Raw genomic sequence first — 25,984 nt, 5'->3', positions numbered from 1 at the left:
CAGCGTGAAACGCTGCTGCGCAGAGCCGGGATGCCACAACACAGGTGTCATGCCCCGGCTTGACCGGGGCATCCAGTACGCCGCGGCTTCTCGGTTTCATCACGCCCCTCTCCGGAATACTGGATCGCCCGCCCCTGTGCGCAATTGCGCACTAGGCGGGCGATGACAGCGAGTGTGGCGCAAACGCTTGGCAGATAGGCGTGAGCGCATAAGTGCCTGCGTCGATCGGGCACGAACATTGCTTTTTCTTTGCCTGCAAATGAACTCTCAAGAAGAAGCAAAAGGCACAATGTTCAAACTGAAGGCTTTTATTCCGGCGCTGTTCGGCCTCGCGCTGGTCGCGGCGCCCGCGCATGCGGCGGGCAATCTCGTTGCAGTGCTCGAGGCGGAGATCGTCACGCTCGATCCGCATTTTTCCACGGCCTACATTTCGCGCACGTTTGGCTACATGGTGTTCGACACGCTCTTTGCGAAAGACTCCAAGGGCGACATCAAGCCGCAGATGGTGCAGGACTGGAAAGTCTCATCCGACGGATTGACCTATACGTTCACGCTGCGCGACGGCCTGAAATGGCATGACGGCCAGCCGGTCACGGCGGCCGATTGCGTGGCGTCGCTGCGCCGCTGGGGCACCCGCAGCGCTCTCGGCCGTCGGATCTTCGCGATCACAGCCTCGCTCGAGCCGACGGATGCGAAAACCTTCGTGCTGACGCTGAAGGAGCCGTCCGGCCTCGTGATCGATGCGCTCGGCAATCCCGTCAGCCCCGTCGCCTTCATGATGCCCGAGCGCATCGCGAAAACACCCGGCGACCAGCGCATCACGGAGATCATCGGCTCCGGCCCGTTCGTCTATAGCAAGGGCGATCACCGAACCGGCGATCGCATGATCCTGAAGAAATTCGCCGACTATGTGCCGCGCCCTGAGCCCGCCGATTTCCTCGCCGGCGGCAAGCGCGTCGGCATCGACACGCTCGAGATCCGCGTCATCCCGGATGGCGCGACCGCCGCGTCCGCGCTGCAGGCCGGCGAGGTCGACTTCATGCAATATGCGCCGTTCGATCTGTTGCCGCAGCTGGAAAAGAACTCCCGCGTCAAGCTGGTCAATTTCACCGGCGGCAACATGTTCGCCGGCGCCTATCGTCTCAACGCCGCATCGAAGCCGTTTGATGATCCGGAAATTCGCCGCGTGCTGTGGAAGCTGGTCGACCAGCGCGAAGTGCTGGATGCGCTCGGGCTCGATGCCAAATACGCCGCTCCTTGCGCGACGTTCTTCACCTGCGGCACCACCTATGAGAGCAAGGCGGGCACGGAAGCCGCCGCGAAGACGTCGATTGAAGCGGCGAAAGCTGCGCTGAAGGCGACCAAATATGCCGGCGAGCCCGTGGTCGTCATGGAAGCCAACGACCTCGAAGCCCCGCGTGTCTCGGCGCAGGTGCTGGCCGAGCGGCTGAAGCAGGCCGGGTTCAACGTCGATCTCCAGGTGATGGACTGGGCGAGCGTGCTGGCGCGCCGCGCCAAGAAAGAGGGCTGGAGCGTCTATGGCGTTCACGCCGGCGGTTTTGACCTGGGCTCGCCGCTGACCAACGTCATGGTCGCCTTCAACTGCGCCGACTTCACCGGCTGGCAATGCGATGCGCGCATCACGCCGCTGATGGAAGCCTTCGCCAAGGCGCCCGCCGAGGAGGATCGCTAGAAGATCGCCGGCGAGATTCAGAGCGTCATGTACGATCAGGCGCCCGCGATCCCGTGGGGCCAGTTCGCGCAGCCGGCGGCCTATCGCGCCACCCTGCGTGGTCTGATACCGTCCGCCATCCCGGTGTTCTGGAACGTTGAGAAGTAACGCGATGTACGATGTCATTGTTGTCGGCGGCGGCTCCGCCGGCGCCGCTGTTGCGGCGCGGTTGTCCGAAGATCCCGCAAGGCGCGTCCTGTTGCTCGAAGCGGGGCTGGACTGGCGCGCGGACGAGGCGCCCTGGGAGGTGATAACCCCAAATCCGATCCCGATCATCCACAAGCGTGAGTACCAGGAGAAATGGCAATGGCCCGAACTCCTGACGCGCCGGGTGGCCGGGCAGGAGCCGCGCTTCTACTGGCGCGGCAAGGGGCTTGGCGGCTCATCGATGATGAACGGCCAGATTGCCATCCGCGGCGTCGCCGACGCGTTCGACGAATGGGCAGCCAATGGCTGCACCGGCTGGTCGGCCAAGGACGTGATGCCGCTGTTCTCGGTGATCGAAGATGATTTGGAATTTGGTGACGCCCCGGGCCATGGAAGCGGCGGACCGCTGCCGGTCTATCGGGCTCCGCCCGAGAAGTGGGGCCCGATCGATCGCGGCCTGCGCGATGCGGCGCTGGCGAGCGGCTATCCCTGGTGCGCCGACCTCAACAGTCCCGATGGCGAGGGCGTCGCCTGCTATCCCATCAACAGCCGCGACAGCCGCCGCATCACAACCAACGAGGGCTATCTCGAGCCGGCGCGCGGCCGTGCCAATCTCGAGATTCGCGGGCATGCGCTGGTCGATCGCGTGCTGATCAGCGACGGCCGGGCGACCGGCCTTCGGGTTCACATCGAAGGGCAGGGCACCCACGAGATCAGCGCGCGCCAGATCGTGCTCTGCGCCGGCGCCATCCACAGTCCGGCGATCCTGCTGCGTTCGGGCATCGGACCGGCGGATGAGCTGAAGGCGATGGGGATCGCGGTCGAGCGCGATCTGCCGGTCGGCCGCCACTTCTTCGACCACCCGCTGTTTCGCGCCACGATCCAGCTCCACGAAAACCTGCGGCCGACCGATCCAGACACCCGCCACACCAATTGCTGCGTGACTTATTCGTCAGGCCTCGCCGATGGCGGCAAGCGCGACATGATCCTGATCGCCTTCAACCACCGCGGCATCGGCGTGCCCGGAGCGATCGGCGCCGGCCTGTTCAACGCCTATTCGCGCGGCACGCTCAAGCTGGCTTCGACCGATCCGGCGATCGATCCCATCGTCGAGGAGAACATGCTGGCCGATCCCCGCGACATGCTGCGGATGAAGGATGCGGTGAAGCGACTGGCCGTGATCACCTCGCAGCCGGCGCTCTCGGGCGTTGCCGACTGGATACGGCTTGCCGACACCGATCTGACGCTTCCGCAGGCAGCTAGCCTGCCGGATCACGAGCTCGATGCGGTGCTGCGCCGTGAGACCGGAGACATCCAGCACGCAGCCGGCAGTTGCCGCATGAGCGGCGTTAACGACGCTGAGGGCGTGGTCAATCCGGACGGTACGGTGAAAGGCATTTCGGGTCTACGCGTCGCCGACGCCTCGATCATGCCGTCGGACTGTCGCGCCAACACCCATTTCACGACGGTGGTGATCGGCGAAGCCATCGCGCGGATGATGATGCGGTAGTTGTCGCAATACAGGTGGCATGCCCGCCTTCGTGGGCGTTGACGCTGAGAGTGGGGCTGGACGGGGCATCGCTCGGTTACACATTTCAAACAGCGGGCGAGCGTTCGCATTCTCGCGGCGCATTTCGCCCGAGCTTTGCTCCGTCACATTGCCCTCATCATAACAAGGGCGCAGGGAAGGCCGGGCGCCGGCTGGCACCCGCAGGTCCGTGCACCTTAGAAATGCACACGGGGTGGACCACAGGTTTCGCCGGATCGCCCGGCCTTCCCTGCGCAATGGTTTACGGCTTACTTCGCGCTCTCCCCGGGGAGCGATGCACTATTGCCCCCGTCGGCTTGCGGATGGCTGACGCGCGCACCCGGTTGGGCAGCACACATCACCACAAGACTTGACGCACAGACCCCGGGCGTCAGGACCACACGACTTGGCCGTCCGCGCACGTTTTCGCTGGGACTCCGAGAGGTGGCGTGTGCTCGCTCCCGAAGCCATGCGAAGATGCTGTCAGCGTCGTGTCGTATGCGCAAGAGCCATTGCTCACGGTGTCCCGCCCTGCAATGCCGATCGCGCCCGACGCTGTCGCGTCCATCGCTGCCCGGCCCGCGGTTCGTGACGATCGCGATCCGCCCCTTGTCTCGGGCCAGGATGTTTCGGACATACGACAAATCCGAATTTCGGTAAAGTGGAATATTTTAAGAGGCGGAGCTTGACACGTCATGAGGTCACGCAGCGCGGCTGTGTTGCCCGACAGGCAATCGTCGACGAGGGCGTAGGTGACGAGCTTTCGGCCAGAGGCGTGTACTCATCAAAGGCAGCTTCTGGAGTTTAAGCGGAAGTCGTCCCGCTTGCTCATCATCGACGGCTTGTGACCCGTTGCGGATCTTCGAGGGGCGGTCCAAGATGACGGACTTCACCGGCTTGAGCAGGGCGGATGGCAGTCGCAATCAATATCCGAGCTGATAACGATTCCGCGGACGAGATCGAACAGTTATGGGACCAAGTTGCTGCGTTGGAGGACGGGCCGTCGATGCGCACTCTGGCGTACCGACCACATCTGACATTCGCGATCTATGATGCGCCCGAGATTGACGAAAAGACGGCGTGGAAAGCAATGCTGTCTGCAAGCGCAGGCGAAACACAATTGCCTGTCACATTCGGGCGAATTAGGTGGTTCGTAGGCTCGCCACTTGTATTGTGGGCTGAGCCCGAACCGAGCGAGACCCTCAGAAGGTGGCACGCTTCAATCAGCGCTGCCATCGACCCGACCTACTGTCGGCCACATTATCGGCCCGGTGCGTGGACGCCCCACTGCACACTTGGCACACGCATCGCCGATAAAAACAGCAAAGGCGCTATTGCCTTTGCGCAGTCGTTCGACCGGCGCATTCAAGTCAATTTCGACGTAGTGGATTGCGTCGTTTTTCCACCTGTGCGGGTCGTTGCGCAACGGGAGCTGTCGAAGGGGCGTTCCGTTGCATAGCGATCCGCGAAGATGCTTCCTGCCGCTTAAGGTCTGCTCAGGGGAGGCTAGCAGACCGGAATTGCTCAGGTTGAGTGCTTCGCACCCAAATCCCTAATTGACGCCAGCTTTTCTCGGCCGTTGAATGCTTCTTGGAACGCCTAATGGAGGAACGCCTGCCCGCAGATTTCTGCGGCACTGCCTCGCGAGCGGCCGATCTTCACGCTTTCGGCTTCGAAGGTCTCGGTCCGCCGATGCGCATGGAGGTCTTAGCCATGAGGATTTCTTCGGCGCTTTTGGCCCTTTCGCTGACGTCGCTTGCTCCAGCGGGGGCGCTTGCACAAAGCCAAGACGGCCCGCCAGCATGGGCCTATCCGGTAAACCCGCCGAATTTCCAACGCGCCCCCGACGACGGCACGATCCGGCGAGTCCCTGACAGCGCCGCCGGTTTTACGCTCACGCAACTGCGCGATCTGTTCGCCGCTCCCGACTGGCATCCGGAAGACCATCCGGCTATGCCAGAGATCGTCGCAAGGGGGAGAAAGCCTGACGTGCTCGCGTGCGGCGTCTGCCACCGGGCAGACGGACCGGGCGGCCCTGAGAATGCCAGCCTGTTTGGCTTCCCCGCGGAATACATCATCCAGCAAACGGTGGAGTTCAAGACGGGCCTGCGTACGAATTCGGCGCCCCGCATCGCCACCGACCTGATGATCAAGACGTCCAAGGCCATCACCGATCAGGAACTCAAGGAGGCTGCGAACTATTTTGCGTCAATCAAACCGAGATCGAAGATTGCGGTCGTAGAGACCGACAACGTTCCGAAGACACATGTAAGGGACTTGTTCCTGGCGCCGATGGACGGCGGCGAGAAAGAGCCCATCGGCCAGCGCATCATCGAGATTCCGGAAAACGTTGAACACTTTGTCAGCCGGGACTCGCGCGCTCGTTTCATCGCCTATGTCCCGGTTGGCAGCATTCAGAAGGGGAGGGCGTTGGCAGCGAGCAGCGACCTCCGCGTCCAGTGCGCCGCTTGTCATGGTGCCGACCTCAAAGGGACTGCCGTGGCGCCAGGGATTGCGGCCCGTTCGCCCACGTACTTGTTCCGTCAGCTTTACGACTTCAAGTCGGGCGCGCGGAAGGGCGCCAATAGCGACCTCATGAAGCCGGCTGTTGAAAACCTCAGCATCGACGACATGATCGCGCTAGTCGCCCATACGGCGTCGCTCATACCTTAACGTTTCTTGGTGCTCGCACGCCCCGAGCCCGTTGTCGTTGTTCGGCTCGGAGCGCGCTCTCTTTGAATGTCGGCTTTTGGCCGCCCTAGATCATCCCCACCAGCCGCAACGCCACGCCCGCAGCGCAACTGCCCGCCAGCACCGTGAGCATGCCGAGCTTGAACCGGAAGATCGCAGTCGCCGCGGCGATCGATAGCACGAGCGCCGGAATATCAACGCTGCTCAACACCGGCCTGTCGAATGCGAACGGGAAGGCGTGCACCGGAACGGTCTCGCGGAACAGCGTGTGCAGCGCGAACCAGATCGAGAGGTTGAGGATCACGCCGACGACGGCGGCGGTGATCGCGCCGAGTGCGCCGGCGAGGCCCGTGTTGCCGCGCAGGCGCTCGATGTAGGGGGCGCCGACGAAGATCCAGAGGAAGCAGGGGGTGAACGTGACCCAGGTCGCAAGCAATCCGCCGAGCGTCGCTGCAAGCATCGGCGACAGGCCGCTTGGATCGCGATAGGCGGCCATGAAGCCGACGAACTGAAGCACCATGATCAGCGGGCCCGGCGTGGTTTCGGCCATGCCGAGACCGTCGAGCATCTCGTGCGGCTTCAGCCAGTGATAATGCTCGACCGCCTGCTGGGCCACATAGGCCAGCACCGCATAGGCGCCGCCGAACGTGACCAGCGCCATCTTCGAGAAGAACAGCGCGATCTGGCTGAACACGCTGGCTTGACCAAGAATCAAAAGCAGCGCGATCACCGGCACCAGCCAGAGCGCGAGCCATAGCGCACCGACGCGGATCGCGCGCGCGGTGTTGGGGCGCACATGCTCGGGAACGGCTTCGCCGAGCATGCTGTCGATCACGGCGGTGCTGCCGCCATGGCCGTGGCCGGCCGGTGCGAATTCCGGGCGGCCGGCCCGCGCGCCGGCATATCCGATCACGCCGGCGGCGATGATGATGATCGGGAAGGGGACCGCGAAGAAGAAGATCGCGACGAAGGCGATTGCGGCGAGCGCAATCATGATGCGGTTCTTCAGCGCGCGCTTGCCGACGCGCACCACGGCTTCGAGGACGATGGTGAGCACGGCGGCCTTCAATCCGAAGAACAGCGCCTCGACGAAGCTGACATTGCCGAAAGCCGCGTAGATGTAGCTCAGGCCCATGATCGCGATGATGCCGGGCAGGATGAAGAGCCCGCCCGCCATCAGCCCGCCGGCGGTGCGATGCATCAGCCAGCCGACATAGGTCGCAAGCTGCTGCGCCTCCGGCCCCGGCAGCAACATGCAGTAGTTCAGCGCATGCAGGAATCGGCCTTCGGAGATCCAGTTCTTCTCCTCGACCAGAATGCGGTGCATCACCGCGATCTGGCCCGCGGGCCCGCCAAAACTCAGGCAGGCGACGCGGAGCCAGACGCGAAAGGCTTCGCGGAAGCTGATGCCGTGACCGGCATCAGCTTCCGTTTGATTGGCGCGGATGTCCATCACGCCTTCACCTTGTTGGTCGGCCAGTTGTGGGTCTCGGCCGTCGCATCGCGGCACCAGCGGTAGAAGGCGTCGTAGAGCGTCATGCCGGCTTCGAGCTGCTCGAGATCGTCGTCGTACATCCGCGACAGCCCGAGCGAAGCCGCGAGCAGGCCGGGGGCTTCCGGTGCGAGGTCGGGCCGCGCGGTGTCGGCGCCACGGACCAACGTGGCGAGCCGCAGCAGCGGGGGCGTGGCAATCCCGAATTCCTCGATCATCACGTCGAAGGTGCAGAGCTCGCCGCGGTGGCTCCAGAACACGTTCTCGATGTCGAAGGGCGCCGCGTTGAAACGCTCGCCCACGGCGACGACCTCGGACGGCGCGACATACAGGAACACCGCGTTGGGATCGACGAAGCGCCGGATCAGCCAGGGGCAGGCGATGCGGTCGACCTTTGGTCGGGCCCGCGTCACCCAGACGGTGCGGCCCTTGGCGTCGCGCGGCGGCAGTTTTGCAGCATCGACCAGCGGCAGCTTTGCGTCCTTCCAGCCCTCGAAGCCGCCTTCCAGAGTCTCAGCCTGGACCCCTAGCTGCCTGAGCCAGGCCGCCGTGCCCTGCGCGAGCTTTGCGCCTCGCAGGCAGGCGACGATGGCGGAGCGGCCGGAAAATTCGCCGCCCCAGTCCGAAACGTTGCCGTGGCTGAACTTGATCGAGCCGGGGATCAGTCGCGGGTCTGCGGCAAAATCCTCGTCCGTGCGCACGTCGATCAGGGCAGGGGCGTTCGCCGTGCCGATCAGCCGTGCCAATTTGTCAGATGATATCGTTGTGTAGGAAGACATGATGCGCCCTCGTAAGAACAAACGGGACGCGATACTTGGGCTTGTCGCCTCGTGGGGAGATCGCTCAATCCCCATGGGCGCCATTACAACGAAACCGCGCCGGGCTGTCAATCGGCTCGTTGACTTGATTTTGCCCGGACGTTCCGCAGGTCTATATTGCGGGTCAACGGACCGGACCTTTCGGAGAGTTTTCGATGCATTCCCATTCGATCGAGCAATGGACCCATGACCACGCCTTTCTGGGCGAGAAGCACGACGAGAACGAGCGGCGCACCTGGCTCGTGGTCGTCCTGACGCTGGTGATGATGGTCGGCGAGATCGTCGCCGGCTCGCTGTTCGGCTCGATGGCGCTGCTCGCCGACGGCTGGCACATGGGCACGCATGCGGCGGCGCTCGGGATTGCCGCCTTTGCCTACCGCTTCGCGCGCCGGCATCTGGGGAATTCGCATTTCACTTTCGGCACCGGAAAGTTCGGCGATCTCGCCGCCTTCTCCAGCGCGATCATCCTGGGCCTGATCGCGGTCGAGATCGCCTATGAGAGCGTGCTGCGGCTGTTCACGCCGGTGCCGATCGTCTATGGCGAGGCCATCGCGGTCGCCGCCCTCGGCCTCTGCGTCAACCTCGCCAGCGCGTGGCTGCTGCGCGACAGCCATGATCACCATCATCACGGCCATGACCACGGCCATGGGCATGCGCATGATGATCACGACGATCATGATCACGACCACAATCATCACGGCCATCATCACGACAACAATCTTCGTGCGGCCTACGTCCACGTCATGGCCGATGCGGCCACCTCGGTGCTGGCGATCGCAGCGCTGGTGGTCGCGATGTATTCGGGATGGGTCTGGGCCGATCCGGCCGTCGGCCTGATCGGCAGCGCCGTGATCGCGAGCTGGGCGTTCGGCCTGGTCAAGACATCAGGCGCGGTGCTGCTCGACGTCCGCGCCGACGAGAAGCTCGAACGCACCATCCGCGCCCGCATGGAGGTCGGAGAGGACCGCGTCACCGACCTGCATCTCTGGCAGGTCGGGCCCGGCCATTGCGCCGTGCTGGTCTCGCTGGTGTCGGACAAGCCGAAGCAGCCGGCCGTCTATAAGAAGCGGCTCGCCGGGCTGAAGGGCCTGAGCCACGTCACGGTCGAGGTCGAGACCTGCCCGCATTGATGTGATCTGCCGAAACGGAATTCAGCGGCGCGGCCGGGGTTGATCCTCGGTCGCCGCCATACCGGGCGCTGCAAGAGGAACCAAGGATGATGCCAGGGATCAAGTTTGCTCTCGCCGTCGCCGCGCTGGCTCTGTCCGGCCACGCGGCCGTCGCGCAGTCCGAGAAATCGGGCGTCGAAAAGCTCTACGTCCTCAATTGCGGGGAGGGCACCGCCGGCGATATCTCGCGCTGGACGCCCGGCCTGAACGAAGGCAAGGCGATGGACTTCGTCGACAGCTGCTATCTCATCAAGCACAGCAATAAGGGCTGGTTTCTGTGGGACACCGGCATCGCCGATGCCGTGGCAGCCATGCCGAATGGCCTTGTTCCCGCCGATCCCAAGGCCGTCACCTGGCGCCGGCCGAAGACGCTGGCCGCCCAGCTCGAGCAGCTCGGCCTCAAGCCTGACGACGTCAAGGCGATGGCGGTGTCGCATACGCATCCCGACCATACCGGCAATGTCGAGCAGTTCCCGCAGGCCATGCTCTACGTGCAGAAGGCCGAATATGACTGGCCCGGCGCCAACAACGAACCGCGCTTCAAGCCCTCGCATCCGGTCGAGTTGCTCGCGGGTGACAAGGACGTGTTCGGCGACGGCAGCGTGACGATCCTGTCGACGCCCGGCCACACGCCGGGACACCAGTCGCTGCTGGTGAAGCTGCCGAAGACCGGCGCGGTGGTGCTGTCGGGCGACGCCGTCCACTTCAGGGATAATTGGGACAACCGCCGCGTCCCCAGCATGAACGCCAACAAGGACCAGAGCGCGGCATCGATGCAGAAGATCGCCGACACGCTGACCAAGGAGAAGGCGCAGCTCTGGATCAACCACGACAAGGCCCAGCGCGACAGCCAGAAGATGGTGCCCGAGTTTTACGACTGACGTTTGCGCCGAGGCTGCTGCCATGGCGTTGGCAGCAGCAGCGTGCTACGGCCCGCGAAAGGCTCCGCGATGGGAGACGAGCGTGGGAGAGTGGGCCGGGGTCGCGATCGCACTGGCGTCGAGCAGCCTCGGCGGCACGGCCGCGGCGATCACCCGCTATCTCGTCGGCGGCGCCGATCCGGTTCTGCTGGCGATCCTGCGCTGGGGGATCGGCTTTCTCTGCCTGTTGCCTTGCGCGCTGCTGCTTGGCGTGCGCTGGCCGCAGCGGCCCGACTGGTCGGCGGTGGCGCTGCTCGGCATCTGCTTCTTCGGCCTGTTCTTCATCCTCTACAATATCGCGGTGTCCTACACGACCGCCGCGCGCGCCAGCCTCGCGCTGGCAACGCTGCCGCTCCATACCATGGTGGTCGGTGCGATCCTCGGCGTCGAGCGTCTGACGGCGCGCAAGATCATTGGCGTCGGCATCGCCGTGCTCGGTGTGACAGCCGCGCTGGCAGCGGGGCTCGCCCAGAGCCCGCCCGGTGCCTGGCGCGGTGAGTTGATCATGACGGGTGCCGTGTTCTGCATGGCGTTCTACAACGTGCTGTCGCGCCCTCTGATGCAGCGCTCCAGCGCATTGGGTTTTCTCACCGTCGGCATGGGCGCGGGCGCCGCCGTGCTGGTTCTGGCGGGGTTCGTAAAGGGCAGCTTTGCGGCGCTCGATCATTTCACGGTGGCGCAATGGATTGCCGGCGTCTATCTCGGCATTGGCGGCGGCGCGCTCGCCTTCATCCTCTGGGTGATGGCGCTGGCACGGGCGACGCCGACCCGCGTTGCCAATACCATGACGGTCAATCCGATTGCCGCGACCTTGCTTGCGGCGTTGCTCATCGGTGAGCCGATCACGGCAAACCTTCTGATCGGGCTGGTTGCTGTGTTCGCTGGCATCTTTATCGCGACCAGCCAGGCGAAGACGGCCTAGCTGCGCGGTGCCGTGACCGGAGGCGGGCTGGCGTCCGGTGTCTTCTTCGGCTTGAGCGTGCCGGCGTAGAACGAGAGCAGCCACACCAGGAGGATGGCGAGGAGATAGACGCCCCAGGCCTGCGGCGGCGTGGTTGCCCAGCGCAGCAGGCCTTTGAAGGTGCGGGGCGGGCTGTTGTCTTCGCTCATGGCCCGCTTGTGCGCGAAAGCGGCTGCGCGGTCAATCCGGCCGCCGCTCGGCGCGGATCAGGAACAGCGTCGCCAGCGCCGAGAGGCTGAGCGCGGAGGAGACCATCAGCACCTTGGCGCCCATGACGTCGATGAGCAGGCCGAACGCCAGTGGCGCCACGGCCTGCGCCATCCGTGCCGGCGCGCCGATGATGCCGAGACGGTAGCCGAAATCTTTCGGGCCGAAGATCGACAGCGGCAGCGTGCCGCGCGCGATCGTGAGAATGCCGTTGCCCGAGCCGTGGAGCAGCGCAAACGCGCTTGCGGCGGGCGCGCCGAAGATGGCGAGGATTGCGGCGCCGAGCGGGTGGGTGACGCAGGCAAGGCGCGTGGACCACAGCGGATGGAAGCGGCTCAGAAAGCCCGCTTCGAGAACGCGCGCGGCCACCTGTGCCGGGCCGATCAGCGCGCCGGCGGCGATGGCCTCGACATGCGTCGCGCCCGTGGCCTCCAGCAGGCGCGGGAAATGGACGGCCATTGCGCCGGTGACGGTCCAGACCGCCGCGAAGACGAAGGCGAGCAGCACCATGGTGCGGTCGAGCGGCAAATGCGGCTTCTCGGTTGTCGCCGCGGCCTGCTTGGCGCCCATGATCGCCGGCAGCATGAAGAAGTTCAGGGGCAGGCCGATCAGGAGATTGGCGGCCGCCCATGCGAAACAGGTCTCGCGCCAGCCGATATGGGACAGGCCCCAGGCGGTGAGGGGCCAGCCGACAGTGGAGGCGAAGCCTGCCATCAGCGTGATGCCGGTGATGGGCCTGCGCGCCTCGGTGCCGTAGATGCGGCCGAGCGCTGCGAAGGCGGCGTCATAGAGCCCCATCGCCATGCCGATGCCGAGCACGAGCCAGGCGAACGCCATCACCGCCAATGAGTGCGAGAGGCCGAGCAGGACGAGACCGGCGGCCATCGTCAGGTTCGAGACCGACAGCACCTGCCGGCCCCCGAACAGATCGATCTGCCGCCCGATGCGAGGGCCGAGCATCGCCGAGATCACCAGCGAGGCCGAGAACGCGCCAAAGATCCAGTTGGAGGAGACGCCGAGGTCGCGCGCCATGGGATCGGCGAGCAGCGCCGGCAGATAGTAGCTGGAAGCCCAGGCCAGGGTCTGCGTGGTGCCGAGCGCCAGGATGATCGGAAGCTGGCGCTGGCTCATCCCGGTACGATTCTGGTCTCGGTGTGCGGCGGTGTCATCGGTTGCATTTGCGGCCCGCGGCGAAAGCGCGTCAACAGCGTCCGCGACATATTCGATCTGCTGCGGACGGGAGCCTTGGTTGCGTACGGTCCGTGCGTGGCCTTTCGCTCGTCACGAATGCACGCCATAATGGCGTATGCAATTGACCTCGCGCCTCGCGCTGATGAACTGGCTGACCGGCCAAGGGCTGACGGGCCTGCCCGAAAACGAGCTGCTCCGCGGCTTCTGCGAGCGCTGCCGCGCCGAAGGGCTGGAACTCTCGCGGGGGCTCGTCGTGATCGACACGCTGCATCCGATCTATGAGGGCCGCGGCTTCCGGTGGAGCGACCGGCAGAGCAACGAGAGCGATGTGTTCGAATATGGTTCGACCGCCGAAGGCGATGCCGCCAAGAGCTGGCGCCGCTCGGTGTTCTTCCACATGCTCGAGCACGGCGAGGACGAGAGGGTGATCGATCTCGCCGACGCGCCGTCGATGGATTTTTCGCAGATCGGTGAACTCGCGGAAAAAGGCCACAAGCACTATCTCGCCTTCGTGCATCGCTTCGGCGAGAACGGCGCGCTCGGCCTGATGGATTGCCTCTATTCCTGCTGGACCACGCGCCGCGACGGCGGCTTCTCCGAACCCGAGCTCGAAGCCCTGCGCGATCTCGTGCCGGTGCTGGGGCTCGCGATCAAGTCGGCGCAACAGGTCGACATCGCGCGAACCCTCGGCCGCGTCTATCTCGGCCGCGATGCCTCCGCGCAGGTGCTGGGCGGGCGCATCACGCGCGGCGTCACCGAGCGCATCAATGCCGTGCTGTGGTATTCGGATTTGCGCGGCTCGACCGGGATCAGCGAGAGCATCGGCCCGGACGAGATCATCCCGTTCCTCAACGACTATGCCCAGGCCGTGATCGACGCGATCCACGATGCCGGCGGCGACGTGCTGAAGCTGATCGGCGATGGCGTGCTCGCGATGTTCTGGGGGGAGGACATGTCGGATGCGCGGCGCGCTGCGCTGCGCGCCGAGCATCTGTTCCGCAAGAACGTCGCTGCGCTGAACAAGCGGCGGGAGGCCGACGGCCGTCCCACAACGTCGGCCTATATCGGCCTGCATGTCGGCGAAGTCTTTTATGGCAATATCGGCAGCCAGGATCGGCTCGACTTCACCGTCGTCGGCCCCACCGTCAACGAGGTCAGCCGCATCGCCTCGATGAGCCGCTCGGTCGACCGCGAGCTGCTGGCCTCGGCCGAGTTCTACAAGGGCCTGGACGCCACCGGCCGCCGCTACCTCGTCTCCACCGGACGCTATGCGCTGCGCGGTATCGGCCGCGCGCAGGACCTCTACACGCTCGATCCCGAGGTCGATACGAGCGAGCCGGTGACCGGGAGCTACGAGCGGTATCTGGCGAATTAGCGGCGGATCGTAGGGGCCGAGACATTAGGCGTTTTCGTTCGATCCTTGGCGGGCCATTGTTCGGAAAGCGGCGGCATCGAAGTCTCCTTGCCGGTCATGCGCTCAACGGCGACGGCGTAGACGGTGATGATGTCGAGCCGCGGGAAGAACCCCTTCGGTCGCGTCGTATCCGGCTTGCCGTATTTGGCCATCAACGTTTCGCAGAACCGCTGCTTGATGCCCGTGTCGCCCACGACCCTGATGCGGCCGAACAGGCATATGCTTCGATAGGCGAGACCGGAATCGCATTCGAACCGTCCATAGTCGAAGACACCTTCGTGCTCATCGATCTCGATGCAGACGCGGGGATCTCGCTCGATGTTTGCGCGCAGATGTCCCCGGGCGGCCGTCGTGTGCAGATACACCTCACCGTCGAGCCAGAGATAGAGGAGCGGGATACAGTAGGGAAAGCCGTCCTCGCTGACTGTCGCGAGATGGCCAGCATATCCACGTGCCAGCATCTCCAGGATCCGCTCCTGCGACATGGCGCGGTCCTCGCGACGGATTTGCGGTGAACTCATGGTGCAAGACGCTCCGCGCCGCCATCCGAATGAGCGGACATTTCAGGTTTCCTTGTTATCCGAAACAGGATAGAAAAATAGTGGTCTTGAGCAAAGGTCCACTTGGTCCTATCGCGGCATACCACTTCTGTGCGGCTCACCCTATCGGACGAGGACCCGTGAAGAGCAGGCAGAGCTGGGCAGAACTCTATTCCTTCAGCGTCGACCGTACGGCGGAGGCGCCGGTATTCCGCCAAATCTACCTCGAACTGCGATCGGCAATTCTGTCCGGAGCGCTTCGTCCGGCGGCCAAATTGCCCTCGACGCGCGACCTTGCGGCGCAACTCGGTGTCTCGCGTACCGCAGTTGTCTCGGCTTTCGAGCAGCTGCTAGCCGAGGGTTATGCCTTCGGCAGGAAGGGGGCGGGGACTTATGTTGCGTCCGATCTGCCTGAACCGTTTGCCGCGCCTCATGGCCGCAAGACGCGGGCGGCGCCGGCCGCGGCAGGCGCGGCCTCCTTTCACGGCCTCGGCGATTTTGTCGATGTGACGACGCAGAATGACGAGCGTCCCTTCAACCTCGGGCGCACGCTGTTGGATGCACGTAGCGCCGAATTGTGGCGCAAACTCACTGCGCGCACGCTGCGATCGTTTGAGCGACATCATCTCGGCTATGGCGATCCGCGTGGCTTGCTGGAGCTGCGCGAGTCGGTTTGCGACTATCTTCGGGCCGCACGCGGCGTGCGCTGCGAGGTCGACCAGATCGTGATCACCGCCGGCACGCAGCAAGCCGTGGACATCGTCGCACGTGTCATGCCCGGGCCGGACAAGGAGGTCTGGATCGAAGACCCCGGCTATACCCTGACCCGTCTTACCCTCGCTGCGTCAGGCGCGAAGGTTTGCGCCATCCCGGTTGACCAGCACGGCGTGCACGTCACGGAAGGGATCCGCCGCGCCCCGAAGGCGCGCGCAGTTTTCATAACGGCCTCGCACCAATTTCCGACAAGCGTTCCCCTGTCGATGGCGCGCCGCCTCGAACTTCTCGCCTGGGCCCGCGAGTCCGGCGCCTGGATCATCGAGGATGATTACGCGAGCGAATTCCGCTACGGCGGCCGTCCCCTCGCTTCGCTTCAGGGCCTGGATGAGGCCGGCCGTGTCATCTACGTCGGAACTCTCAACAAGGCGCTCTTCCCGGGACTGCGGCTTGGCTACGCCGTGCTACCACACCCGCTGGTGCGGAATTTCGTTGCCGCGCGCTATCTGATCGACCGTCAACCGTCGAGCCTCTGCCAGTCCGTTGCTGCGGCCTTCATGGAAGAGGGGCATTTCGCAGCCCACATCCGCAGAATGCGGGAAGTGTACCGCCGCCAGCGCGATACCCTCGTTGCGGCACTGAGGCGGCGCCTGGGCGACCATTTGTCGGTCGAGCCGCCGGACCAGGGCATGCACCTGGTTGCCTACACGCGACGGGGACTTTCCGATGTGAAGATCGAACGGGCCGCTCGCGACCACGGCGTCACCGTTCGCGCGATGAGCCGCCACTATATCGAGGCGCCGGCACAGTCGGCGCTGATGCTGGGCTTTAGCGGCTACCCGCAGCAGACCATTGCACCGGCGGTTGCCCGACTGGCGCGGGCTATCGCCGCTGATTGCGTACCGGACTAGCACCGCGCCGGCACTTCGTCCCCCACCATGGCCGGCTGCCGATCCAGCGCCACGGCGGGAGAGAGCCAGGTCACAAGTGCCTGCACGCCGAACACGGCGGCTGCGAGATACAGGCACGCCTCCGCGCTCCAGAGGCCGCCGACGATCGCGCCCAGCGCCGAGCCGAGCGGGCGGGCGCCGTAGCTCATGATGTTGATGGCGGAGACGCGTCCGAGCAGGCGCGGCGGCGTCACGGACTGACGCAGGGTCGTGGTCGAAATCACCCACAGGATCGGCCCGACGCCGAGCAGGAAGAAGCTCAAGGCCGCGAGCCAGGGCGAGGGGACCAGCACCGTCAGCGCCATCACCACCGCGGCGACGAAACCCGTGACCGGGCCAAGGCCGACCACCGTGCCGAAGGCGATGCGCTTCATCACGCGCGTGGCGAACAGCGCGCCGATCACCATGCCGACGCCGTACATCGTCAGCACGGTGCCGACGCCTGCGGCGGTCAGGCCGAGATGGCGCACCGCATAGGGCACGAACACGGCGATCTGGAGGAACCAGCCGGTGTTGAAGATGAACTGTGTGATGAACACCGGCCGCAGCAGCGGATGGTGGAACACGAAGGCCGCGCCCTCGCGGATGTCCTGGAACGGATGGCGCCGCGGCGAGGGTGTCCGGGTGGGCTCGTAGATGCCGGAAAGCAGCACGACGGCGATGGCCGAGAGTGCCGCGGCAAAGCCGAAGGCCGGGCTCGCGCCCCACCAGCCGACCAGCGCGCCGCCGAGCGCAGGCCCGCTTGCAAAGGCGATGGTGCGGGCGAGCTCGATGCGGGCATTTGCCGACGGCAACAGCTCCGCGCTTACCAGCGAGGGCACCAGCGCCGGCGCCGCCACGCTGTAGACGACCGTGCCGCATACGGCGGCAAAGCCGAGCAGAGCGAGAAGCAGCAAATTGAGCGCGCCAAGTGTGAGCAACAGGACGATGGCCGCCAGCGCGACCGCGCGCAGCGCTTCGGCACCCGCCATCAGCGAGCGGCGGGAGATGCGGTCGGCGAGCAGGCCGGCTGGAATCGCGAACAGGACGAAGGGCAGGGTAAGGGCGGTCTGGAGCAGGCCGGTCTGGCCTTCCGCAACACCCAGCGTGAGCACGGCGACGATCGGGGCCGCGGCCAGCGCGATCTGCTCGGCCGATTGCGCCGCCAGGTTGGACCAGGCGAGGCGGTTGAAGGTGTCGGGGAGGCGAAGCGGGTTTGACATGGCGCATTTCCTGCAAAGTCGCGTTGGCGCCAGTATCCGCCCCCGAGGACCGCCAAACCCACCCGCTTCCCGACAGGGCGGCGGATAACCGCCGCGCCGGGAACTCACGCGGCTAGATGCAGTTGCAAATGAGTTGCAATAAGCTTCGACTTCGGTATTCTGCTGCTATGGATGCCCGCTCCCCCGATTTGACCCGAGATGCCGCCGGCTGGCGCACTGATGCGCCTGCTACCAAGAGCCTCGCCGAGGTGAATGCCTCCGTCGCCATCCCCACGGCGGGGGTGTGGTGGCGGCGGCTGCTCGCCTTTGTCGGCCCCGGCTATCTGGTCTCGGTCGGCTACATGGACCCCGGCAACTGGGCGACCGACCTCGCCGGTGGGTCGAGGTTCGGCTACACGCTGCTTTCGGTCATCCTGCTCTCGAATTTGATGGCGATCCTGCTCCAGTCGCTGGCGGCGCGGCTCGGCATCGTCACCGACCGCGACCTCGCGCAGGCCTGCCGCGCGACCTATTCGCCGGCGGTGAACTTCCTGCTCTGGCTCGCCTGTGAGGCGGCGATCATCGCCTGCGATCTCGCCGAGGTCATCGGCACAGCGATTGCACTCAAACTGCTGTTCGGCATTCCCCTGATCGGCGGCGCGCTGCTTGCCGCGCTCGATGCATTCCTGCTGCTGCTCCTGATGAACCGCGGCTTTCGCTTTCTCGAAGCCTTCGTCATCGCGATGCTTGTCGTGATCGCGGTCTGCTTCGTGGTCCAGATCGTAGCCGCGGCGCCCCCGGTGGCGGAAGTCCTGCACGGTTTTATGCCGAAGACCGAGATCTTCACCAATCCGGAAATGCTCTACATCGCGATCGGCATCATCGGCGCGACCGTGATGCCGCATAATCTCTATCTGCACTCCTCGATCGTGCAGACGCGCGCCTATGAGCGCAACGACACCGGACGGCGCGAAGCGATCAAATGGGCGACGACGGACTCGACCATCGCCCTGATGCTGGCCCTGTTCATCAATGCCGCGATCCTCGTCGTGGCGGCCGCGACCTTCCACAAGAGCGGCCATTCCGACGTCGCCGAAATCGGCCAGGCTTTCGAGCTGTTGTCGCCGCTGCTCGGCCTCGGTATCGCCTCGACGCTATTTGCGATTGCGCTGCTCGCCTCTGGCCTGAACTCGACGGTGACCGCGACGCTCGCCGGGCAGATCGTGATGGAGGGCTTTCTCGACCTGCGCCTGCCGAGCTGGGCGCGCCGTTTGCTCACGCGAGGCATCGCCATCGTTCCGGTGATCGTCGTCACCGCGATCTATGGCGAACGCGGCACGGCCGATCTGCTGGTGTTCAGCCAGGTCGTGCTGTCGATGCAACTGCCCTTCGCCGTCATCCCGCTGGTGCGCTTCGTCTCCGACCGCCGCAAGATGGGGAAGTTCGCGATACCGCCATACGTCGCCGCGGTCGCTTGGATCGTCGCGGGCATCATCGTGATCCTGAACGTGAAGCTGCTGGTGGACACGCTGTTCGGGTGAGTGTTCGCCCAACACACCGCCGTCGTCGCCCGGCTTGACCGGGCGACCCAGTATTCCAGAGACGGTTGTGATTGAGCCTAGAAGCCGCGGCGTACTGGATGCCCCGGTCAAGGCCGGGGCATGACAGCGAGCTAATCCTGCGGCTCTGACGTCGCGTCACCTTGCGCATCGATGCGCAGCCAGCCCGACGGCGCGAGGCGCTGCTGCGGCAGGAAGCGGGCCTTGTAGTCCATCTTCTTCGAGCCCTCGATCCAGTAGCCGAGATAGACGTAAGGCAGCCCCTGGCGGCGGGCGCGGGCGATGTGGTCGAGGATCATGAAGGTGCCCATCGAGCGGCTGACCTGGCTCGGCTCGAAGAACGAATAGACCATCGACAGGCCGTCGCTGAGCACGTCGGTCAGCGCCACCGCGATCAGCTCCTCGCCGCGGCCGGTGATGCCGCTGTCAGGGCCGCGCTTGCGGTACTCGATGATGCGGGTCTCGACATGGCTGTCCTCGACCATCATGGCGTAGTCGAGCACGGTCATGTCGGCCATGCCGCCATGGCGGTGGCGGGAGTCGAGATAGGCGCGGAACACCGAATATTGCTCGGAGGTCGGCACGGCACTGCGCTGCTCGCCGATGATGTCGGCGTTGCGCGCGATGACTTTTCGGAAGTTGCGGGAGGGGCGGAACTCGTTGGCGATCACCCTGACCGAGACGCAGGCGCGGCACTGGTCACAGGCCGGCCGGTAGGCGATCGACTGGCTGCGGCGGAACCCGCCATGGGTCAGGAGGTCGTTGAGGTCGCCCGCGCGCTCCCCCACGAGGTGCGTAAACACCTTGCGCTCGTGCCGGCCCGGCAGATACGGGCAGGGAGAGGGCGCCGTGAGGTAAAATTGGGGGGTGTCGCGCGAGTGCTGGGTCAAGGGACGTCGTGGGCCTCCAAAGTGGGCATCAGCATCGCGCTACGAAGCCCCCCGGTCAATCGGTCTACGCGGCAGGTCAGATCAGTCAGTTTAGTCGGTCCTGGTTGATAGGTTCTTGATCATCAGGCTCTCAGTAGGTCCTTGCGGCCTGCGGAACGGGCGCGCGGACGGAATTGTTGATCACGACCGTTCCCAGCACGACATCATGCAGCAGGCGCCGACGGCCGTTGAACAGCCCAACCAGCACCACGAAAGGTGTCAGGAACGAGACCGTCACCCAGAACAGCACGGCATGGGTGGCGCCGAGCACGAAATAGCCGGGCGCGCCGTACCAGGTGCGCAGCTCCAGATCCATCAGGCGCATGCCGATCGTCGCGGACGACGGACCGCCGATGCAGGCACCGTAATAGACGATGGCCCAAACAACGGAGGCCGGCCAAGCCAGCCAGAACAGCGCCCAGCCGATGCCGAGCGTGACGATGCCAAACAGCGCGATGAAGACGTAGCCGAGGATCACGGGAACGGAGATCACGACCATGTCGATCAGGAAGGCGAACGCCCGCCGCGTCGCCACGCCACGGAACAATTCCGGGTGCAGATAGGGATCGTAGGCGTGCGGTTGCGCAGCGCCGTCATTGCGCCAGGCATTGCCCGAGTCCGAATACGACATGGTCCGTTCTCCCAAGGGAAACTCCCGTGGCAGGACATGGGAACAAGCCATCCCCGTGCCAAGGGTGCGCGGGCGTCAGCAAGCCGAAATATTCCGGCAATTCGGGGGCGGCGGACCGAGCCGTGCCGCAGGGTGGCCAAAGGCGCGTGGCGCCGTGCCCACCATCGTTCCGGGATCACTGGCTGGGATAGTGGGCGCGCGCCGCTTTGCCTACCCAACGATGCCTTACGTTTGGCTCCGCAGCTTCTCCGCCACCTTCGGCGCAAAATAGCTGAGCACGCCGTCGGCGCCGGCGCGCTTGAACGCCAACAGGCTTTCCATCATCGCGCGCTCGCCGTCGAGCCAGCCATTGTTGGCGGCCGCTGCGATCATCGCGTATTCGCCGGAGACCTGGTAGGCGAAGGTCGGCATCGCAAAAGTGTCCTTCACGCGCCGGACCACGTCGAGATAGGGCATGCCGGGCTTCACCATCACCATGTCGGCGCCCTCGGAGATGTCGAGGTCGACCTCGCGCAGCGCTTCGTCGGTGTTGGCGCTGTCCATCTGGTAGGTGCGCTTGTCGCCGGTGAGCGTCTTGGCCGAACCGATGGCGTCGCGGAACGGGCCGTAGAAGGCGGAGGCGTATTTGGCCGCATAGGCCATGATCTGCACATCGAGCAGACCTGAGCGGTCCAGCCCCTCGCGGATCGCGGCGACGCGGCCGTCCATCATGTCGGAGGGCGCGATGATGTCGCAGCCGGCTTCGGCCTGGACCAGCGCCTGACGCACCAGCACCGCGACCGTCTCGTCGTTCAAGATCTTGCCGTCGGAGATCAGCCCGTCATGGCCGTGGCTGGTGAAGGGATCGAGCGCGACGTCGCAGAGGATGCCGATGTCGGGAAACTCTTTCTTGATCGCGCGCACCGCCTGGCAGACCAGGTTGTTCGGATTGGTCGCCTCGGAGCCTTCCTCGTCGCGCAGGGACGGGTCGGTGTAGGGAAACAGCGCGAGGCAGGGGATGGTGAGCTTCATGGCGCGCTCGGCCTCGCGCACGGCCTGGTCGACGCTGAGGCGATCGACGCCCGGCATCGAGGCGATCTGCTCGCGCTTGTTGTTGCCGTCGATCAGGAACAGCGGCCAGATCAAATCGTCGGTGGTGAGCACGTTCTCGCGCACCATGCGCCGGGCCCATTCGGCCTTGCGGTTGCGGCGCGGGCGGACGGTCAGATCGAGGGCAGGGGAGGCTGCAGCGCCATCCCGGCGCGAAACCTCGCGCAATTCGATCGGACGTCCGTACTTGATCGCCATCATTCTTCCTCCGGCTGGAATTATTCTTATACCAGCTCGCATGGTTCCCGCCACCGCGGCTTGACCTGCCGCAAGGCAAAATTGAGGTCACGCGGGCAGCCGATTGATTTTGCGGGGCGAAGCAGCCAGAAGGGGACCATGTCCGAAATCTCCACCCGCGATGCGGCCCGCGACGGCGCCAGTGCCAGGGACGCCGCCAGAGACAACGCCAGAGACAACGCGATGTCGGTGGCGGCGATCTCGTCAGAGCGCCCCGAGTCCGACGACAATGTCTGGACGCGCCGGCTCGTGCTGTTCCTGCGCGTGATGGCGCTGCTGTCGATTCTGAAGGGCCTCTATCACTGGGCCCAGGTCACCGGCTTCGTCGGCGGCGAGGACGAGGCGTTCGAGAACCAGTCGATGGCCTGGCAGGCCGCCACGGTCTATTTCGCCGTGATCGAGCTCGTTGCCGCGGTCGGCCTCTGGCTCGCGACGCCCTGGGGCGCGGTGGTGTGGCTGACGACCGTGGTGTCGATGGCGGTGATCGAACTGATGTTCCCGGGCATCTACGGCGGCAGCCTGGTCGTCGTCGGCGTCGAAGCCTTCATGCTCGCCGCCTATCTCGCACTCGCCTGGATGGCTGCGCGCGAGCGGCCGCCGTAGCGCGCAGTCGATTTCAACGTACACTCTCTCGTGCCCCGGACGCAGCGCAGCACGTAGTGATGCGCTGCAGAGCCGGGGCCCATCACGCCGCAATTTCGCTTTTGGCTTTTCTGGGTCCCCGGATCTGCGCTTCGCTTGTCCGGGACACGAGAGCGGCATTTCCGAAGTCGTGGCTTGGTTGACCGCTGGTTGCCTAAAATTCGAGGTAACTTTTCATTGACTCCGTGCATCCCGCCACAGCTCTTACGCGCCCGTTTCGAAACGGGGCGGCCCTGTACTGGAATGCGACAGAGGTCGCGGACGGAGGGTGAACAGGACCTTGCGAGGGTCAACAGACGGTTGCGAAAAGCCCTTGTGACACAGGCTTAATCCGCAATTCACTGTCTTAAATTCATGATCTCTTTATTCTCTTATTTAAGCCGATCTTCAAACGCCCCTCTTAAGTTGCACCTATCAGACGGAGCACAAGTTTCGTCGAATAAGTGTCGATAAAAACGACAACAGGGGAAGTGTCATGATGAAAGCCGTCGCAACTGCGGCAGATACCGCAGAGCGCGTCTCCGGCCAGCAGGGTTCGGTGCAGTCGCTCTATCTGGAAGCTTTGACTCTGGTGGAGCGGCTGCATCGCCGGCTCCTCGACGTCATCAAGGACGAGTTCGATCGCCGCGGCCGTGCGGACATCAACTCGGTGCAGGCGCTGCTGCTTTACAACATCGGCGACAAGGAGCTGACCGCGGGCGAGCTGCGCACGCGCGGTTACTATCTCGGCTCCAACGTCTCCTACAATCTGAAGAAGCTCGTCGAGCTCGGCTTCCTCGATCATCAGCGCTCGCGCGTCGATCGCCGCTCGGTGCGCATCCGCTTGACCCCGCAGGGCCAGGAAGTCCGCCGCATCGTCGACTCCCTCTACCAGAAGCACGTCAAGACGGTGGAGCAGGTCGGCGGCATCTCGGGCGAGGAGTTCTCGACCCTCAACAAGTCGCTGCACCGCCTCGAGCGGTTCTGGACCGACCAGATCCTGTATCGTCTCTGAGTTCTTTACGACGGGACTTGGCCAAGCCGGCCCACAACAAGACCGGCAAGCCTCCCGAACGTGCCTGACCTCCCCAAGCGCGCCGGCCCGGCTCTGCCCGGACCGGTGCGTTTTGTCGTTTCGCGACTGCGAAATAATTACCCGGCCGGGCGGAACCAGTTCCCCGCACCGCAGTTGTTACTGCGGATCGGAGGATGCGATGCTGGTCGAGCGCGGGCTTCAGGCAATGAACGTCGAACTCGTGAGCGATGCCTATGCCATCGCCGCGAATTATCTCCGCCGCTCCGGCGCGATTCCCGACACGCTGGTCACCAACGAACGCCTGCTCGAGATCGTCATCAAGCTGCTCCAGCACGGCGAATTCAACAAGATCAGGCTCGCCAACAAGGCCATTGGCCGGTTCGAGGCCCAGTCCGGGTCTCGCGCGGTTGCCTGATCAAGACTCCCAAAATTCGACAGAACCAGAGGGTGACATGGAAGCTGCCATCGACCGGATCATGCAGACCTATGACCTGCTCGCCAATCGCACGGCGGCGGCCAGCGAGGAGGCCCGCGTCAAGGTCACGAACTACCTCAATACCCTGATGGAAGCCGGCGAGAAGGACCCCCACAGGTTGACGGTCTGCGGACTGACCTATCTGCGCCAGCTCGACGGCAGCGTGGACCCGGTGAAGGCGGGGTATACCGGGTTGTAGGGGGCCGGTCCGGCCGGCACGGATTTTAAGGTCCAAATCGGACCCTTCAGGACTTATCGAGTCGGACGGTTCAGAAGCCGTCCTCTCGCCCGGATCCTTCCATCCCCACCATATCTTGCATAAATATCAGGCCCGACCCGCAAATACTTGGCCGGGGGCGGGTGATGTGGTAGATCGCGCTCGCCGCTTCCGATCGCCACACCAGACCGCCCGTAGCCCGCCAAAAGGCTGCGGCGGTGGAGATATTCGCAAGATGACCTCAGCCAGAACCGCCTCCGCGCCCGACTCGTTTTTCACCGCCTCGCTCGACCAGGCCGACCCGGAAATCGCCGCCGCCATCAAGGGCGAGCTCGGCCGGCAGCGCCATGAGGTCGAGCTGATCGCCTCCGAGAACATCGTCAGCCGTGCCGTGCTGGAAGCGCAGGGTTCGGTGATGACCAACAAGTACGCAGAGGGTTATCCGGGCGCGCGCTACTATGGCGGTTGTGAGTGGGTCGACGTCGCCGAGAACCTCGCGATCGATCGCGCCAAGAAGCTGTTCGGCGCCAACTTCGCCAATGTGCAGCCGAACTCCGGCAGCCAGATGAACCAGGCCGTGTTCCTGGCGCTGCTGCAGCCCGGTGACACCTTCATGGGCCTCGACCTCGCGGCCGGCGGCCATCTCACTCACGGCTCGCCCGTCAACATGAGCGGCAAGTGGTTCAAGGCCGCGCACTACACCGTGCGCCGCGAGGACCAGATCATCGACATGGACGCGGTCGCCAAGCAGGCCGAAGAGGTCAAGCCCAAGCTGATCGTCGCCGGCGGCTCGGCCTATTCGCGCGCCTGGGACTTCAAGCGCTTTCGCGAGATCGCGGACAGCGTCGGCGCGTACCTCCTGGTCGACATGGCGCACTTCGCCGGTCTCGTCGCCGGCGGCGTGCATGCCTCGCCCGTGCCGTATGCCCACGTCACCACCACCACCACGCACAAGTCGCTGCGCGGTCCGCGCGGCGGCCTGATCCTCTCGAACGACGAGGCGCTCGCCAAGAAGCTCAACTCGGCGATCTTCCCGGGTCTGCAGGGCGGCCCCTTGATGCATGTGATCGCGGCGAAGGCGGTTGCCTTCGGCGAGGCGCTGCGTCCGGACTTCAAGATCTATGCGAAGAACGTCGTCGAGAACGCCAAGGCGCTGGCCGAGGCGATGAAGAGCCACGGGTTCGATATTGTCTCCGGCGGCACCGATAACCATCTGATGCTGGTCGACCTCAGGCCGAAGGGCCTGAAGGGCAACGTCTCGGAGAAGGCGCTGGTCCGCGCCGCCATCACCTGCAACAAGAACGGCATTCCGTTCGACCCCGAAAAGCCCTTCGTCACCTCGGGCCTGCGTCTCGGCACCCCGGCGGCGACGACCCGCGGCTTCGGCGTCGCCGAATTCCAGCAGGTGGGCGGCATGATCGCCGAAGTCCTCAACGCGATCGCGCAGTCCGACGACGGCAAGGCGCCGCTGGTCGAAGCCGCGATCAAGGAGCGGGTCAAGGCACTCACCGATCGGTTCCCGATCTATCAGTAAGG

The 25,984-nt window shown here is 64.8% G+C and carries 24 protein-coding genes; 15 read left to right on the top strand and 9 right to left on the bottom strand.

All coding sequences use genetic code 11. The annotated features are described in order from the left end of the window. Positions 1-289 precede the first annotated feature (289 nt). The 4 genes from AC5ZFO_RS39415 (at position 290) to AC5ZFO_RS39400 (ending at position 6,080) form a co-directional block, all read left to right on the top strand. Positions 290-1,693: an ABC transporter substrate-binding protein gene (locus AC5ZFO_RS39415; protein ID WP_282525105.1), complete on the top strand. Its 1,404-nt coding sequence runs from the start codon at positions 290-292 to the stop codon at positions 1,691-1,693. Between the two features lie 151 nt (positions 1,694-1,844). Continuing rightward, on the top strand, positions 1,845-3,389 hold the full coding sequence (locus tag AC5ZFO_RS39410) for a GMC family oxidoreductase (RefSeq protein ID WP_496123531.1): 1,545 nt from the start codon (positions 1,845-1,847) through the stop codon (positions 3,387-3,389). A gap of 928 nt (positions 3,390-4,317) precedes the next feature. Beyond that, entirely contained in the window at positions 4,318-4,866 is a 549-nt protein-coding gene (locus AC5ZFO_RS39405) for a 2'-5' RNA ligase family protein (RefSeq protein WP_282525107.1), read from the top strand. A 143-nt stretch (positions 4,867-5,009) separates the two neighbouring features. Then, positions 5,010-6,080 (top strand): c-type cytochrome, encoded by a 1,071-nt coding sequence (locus AC5ZFO_RS39400; RefSeq protein ID WP_282525108.1) that lies wholly within the window; start codon positions 5,010-5,012, stop codon positions 6,078-6,080. Between the two features lie 85 nt (positions 6,081-6,165). Here the strand turns inward: AC5ZFO_RS39400 and chrA are convergent, their stop codons facing one another. Together chrA and AC5ZFO_RS39390 are read right to left on the bottom strand one after the other, a co-directional pair. Then, positions 6,166-7,551, bottom strand: a complete 1,386-nt coding sequence (gene chrA, locus AC5ZFO_RS39395) for a chromate efflux transporter (RefSeq protein ID WP_282525109.1) — start codon at positions 7,549-7,551, stop codon at positions 6,166-6,168. Beyond that, on the bottom strand, positions 7,551-8,369 hold the full coding sequence (locus AC5ZFO_RS39390) for a chromate resistance protein ChrB domain-containing protein (RefSeq protein WP_282525110.1): 819 nt from the start codon (positions 8,367-8,369) through the stop codon (positions 7,551-7,553). Before AC5ZFO_RS39390 ends, chrA begins: the two co-directional genes overlap by 1 nt. Positions 8,370-8,563: 194 nt before the next feature. On the opposite strand from AC5ZFO_RS39390, the gene dmeF reads away from it, so the two are divergent. The 3 genes from dmeF (at position 8,564) to AC5ZFO_RS39375 (ending at position 11,419) form a co-directional block, all read left to right on the top strand. Further along, complete coding sequence (gene dmeF / locus AC5ZFO_RS39385; protein WP_282525111.1) at positions 8,564-9,538, top strand: CDF family Co(II)/Ni(II) efflux transporter DmeF; 975 nt, start codon at positions 8,564-8,566, stop codon at positions 9,536-9,538. 86 nt (positions 9,539-9,624) lie between these two features. Beyond that, positions 9,625-10,458, top strand: coding sequence for an N-acyl homoserine lactonase family protein (locus AC5ZFO_RS39380; RefSeq protein WP_282525112.1), 834 nt, complete (start codon positions 9,625-9,627; stop codon positions 10,456-10,458). Between the two features lie 82 nt (positions 10,459-10,540). Continuing rightward, positions 10,541-11,419, top strand: a complete 879-nt coding sequence (locus AC5ZFO_RS39375) for a DMT family transporter (protein ID WP_282525113.1) — start codon at positions 10,541-10,543, stop codon at positions 11,417-11,419. Here the strand turns inward: AC5ZFO_RS39375 and AC5ZFO_RS39370 are convergent. After that, a complete protein-coding gene (locus tag AC5ZFO_RS39370) occupies positions 11,416-11,607 on the bottom strand; it encodes a hypothetical protein (RefSeq protein WP_282525114.1) in 192 nt (63 codons plus the stop codon). The genes AC5ZFO_RS39375 and AC5ZFO_RS39370 overlap by 4 nt on opposite strands. Before the next feature lie 31 nt (positions 11,608-11,638). Then, positions 11,639-12,796 carry an MFS transporter gene (locus AC5ZFO_RS39365; RefSeq protein WP_282525115.1) on the bottom strand — a complete coding sequence of 386 codons (1,158 nt, stop codon included), beginning with the start codon at positions 12,794-12,796 and terminating at the stop codon, positions 11,639-11,641. Positions 12,797-12,971: 175 nt separating this feature from the next. Between AC5ZFO_RS39365 and AC5ZFO_RS39360 the strand changes: the two genes are divergently transcribed. After that, on the top strand, positions 12,972-14,231 hold the full coding sequence (locus AC5ZFO_RS39360; RefSeq protein WP_282525116.1) for an adenylate/guanylate cyclase domain-containing protein: 1,260 nt from the start codon (positions 12,972-12,974) through the stop codon (positions 14,229-14,231). Here the strand turns inward: AC5ZFO_RS39360 and AC5ZFO_RS39355 are convergent. Then, positions 14,228-14,791 carry a pyridoxamine 5'-phosphate oxidase family protein gene (locus tag AC5ZFO_RS39355; protein WP_282525117.1) on the bottom strand — a complete coding sequence of 188 codons (564 nt, stop codon included), beginning with the start codon at positions 14,789-14,791 and terminating at the stop codon, positions 14,228-14,230. The two genes, AC5ZFO_RS39360 and AC5ZFO_RS39355, sit on opposite strands and share 4 nt — an antisense overlap. A 158-nt stretch (positions 14,792-14,949) precedes the next feature. Between AC5ZFO_RS39355 and pdxR the strand changes: the two genes are divergently transcribed. Beyond that, complete coding sequence (gene pdxR / locus AC5ZFO_RS39350; protein ID WP_282525118.1) at positions 14,950-16,434, top strand: MocR-like pyridoxine biosynthesis transcription factor PdxR; 1,485 nt, start codon at positions 14,950-14,952, stop codon at positions 16,432-16,434. Here the strand turns inward: pdxR and AC5ZFO_RS39345 are convergent. Further along, positions 16,431-17,675: an MFS transporter gene (locus AC5ZFO_RS39345; protein ID WP_282525119.1), complete on the bottom strand. Its 1,245-nt coding sequence runs from the start codon at positions 17,673-17,675 to the stop codon at positions 16,431-16,433. The genes pdxR and AC5ZFO_RS39345 overlap by 4 nt on opposite strands. Before the next feature lie 167 nt (positions 17,676-17,842). Between AC5ZFO_RS39345 and AC5ZFO_RS39340 the strand changes: the two genes are divergently transcribed. After that, a complete protein-coding gene (locus AC5ZFO_RS39340) occupies positions 17,843-19,195 on the top strand; it encodes an Nramp family divalent metal transporter (RefSeq protein ID WP_282525120.1) in 1,353 nt (450 codons plus the stop codon). 131 nt (positions 19,196-19,326) lie between these two features. Here the strand turns inward: AC5ZFO_RS39340 and AC5ZFO_RS39335 are convergent, their stop codons facing one another. The 3 genes from AC5ZFO_RS39335 to hemB all read right to left on the bottom strand — a co-directional run bounded on the left by AC5ZFO_RS39335 (position 19,327) and on the right by hemB (position 22,060). After that, entirely contained in the window at positions 19,327-20,103 is a 777-nt protein-coding gene (locus AC5ZFO_RS39335; RefSeq protein ID WP_039147800.1) for an arginyltransferase, read from the bottom strand. A 130-nt stretch (positions 20,104-20,233) separates the two neighbouring features. After that, positions 20,234-20,773 carry an RDD family protein gene (locus tag AC5ZFO_RS39330; protein WP_282525121.1) on the bottom strand — a complete coding sequence of 180 codons (540 nt, stop codon included), beginning with the start codon at positions 20,771-20,773 and terminating at the stop codon, positions 20,234-20,236. 225 nt (positions 20,774-20,998) lie between these two features. After that, complete coding sequence (gene hemB, locus AC5ZFO_RS39325; protein ID WP_282525165.1) at positions 20,999-22,060, bottom strand: porphobilinogen synthase; 1,062 nt, start codon at positions 22,058-22,060, stop codon at positions 20,999-21,001. Positions 22,061-22,198: 138 nt separating this feature from the next. On the opposite strand from hemB, the gene AC5ZFO_RS39320 reads away from it, so the two are divergent. The 5 genes from AC5ZFO_RS39320 to glyA all read left to right on the top strand — a co-directional run bounded on the left by AC5ZFO_RS39320 (position 22,199) and on the right by glyA (position 25,982). Further along, complete coding sequence (locus tag AC5ZFO_RS39320; RefSeq protein WP_282525122.1) at positions 22,199-22,702, top strand: DUF6163 family protein; 504 nt, start codon at positions 22,199-22,201, stop codon at positions 22,700-22,702. Between the two features lie 514 nt (positions 22,703-23,216). Further along, positions 23,217-23,735, top strand: coding sequence for a transcriptional regulator LdtR (gene ldtR, locus AC5ZFO_RS39315; protein ID WP_011087797.1), 519 nt, complete (start codon positions 23,217-23,219; stop codon positions 23,733-23,735). A 199-nt stretch (positions 23,736-23,934) separates the two neighbouring features. Beyond that, positions 23,935-24,171 (top strand): hypothetical protein, encoded by a 237-nt coding sequence (locus tag AC5ZFO_RS39310; RefSeq protein WP_282525123.1) that lies wholly within the window; start codon positions 23,935-23,937, stop codon positions 24,169-24,171. Between the two features lie 37 nt (positions 24,172-24,208). Next, positions 24,209-24,430 carry a hypothetical protein gene (locus AC5ZFO_RS39305; RefSeq protein ID WP_074118440.1) on the top strand — a complete coding sequence of 74 codons (222 nt, stop codon included), beginning with the start codon at positions 24,209-24,211 and terminating at the stop codon, positions 24,428-24,430. Positions 24,431-24,683: 253 nt separating this feature from the next. Continuing rightward, positions 24,684-25,982: a serine hydroxymethyltransferase gene (gene glyA, locus AC5ZFO_RS39300; protein WP_028152497.1), complete on the top strand. Its 1,299-nt coding sequence runs from the start codon at positions 24,684-24,686 to the stop codon at positions 25,980-25,982. The last annotated feature ends 2 nt before the right edge of the window (positions 25,983-25,984 follow it).

Source organism: Bradyrhizobium sp. Unk1, from assembly GCF_059512345.1.
Note: the sequence above shows the minus strand (reverse complement) of the source record. Positions and strands in the feature narration are given on the sequence as shown.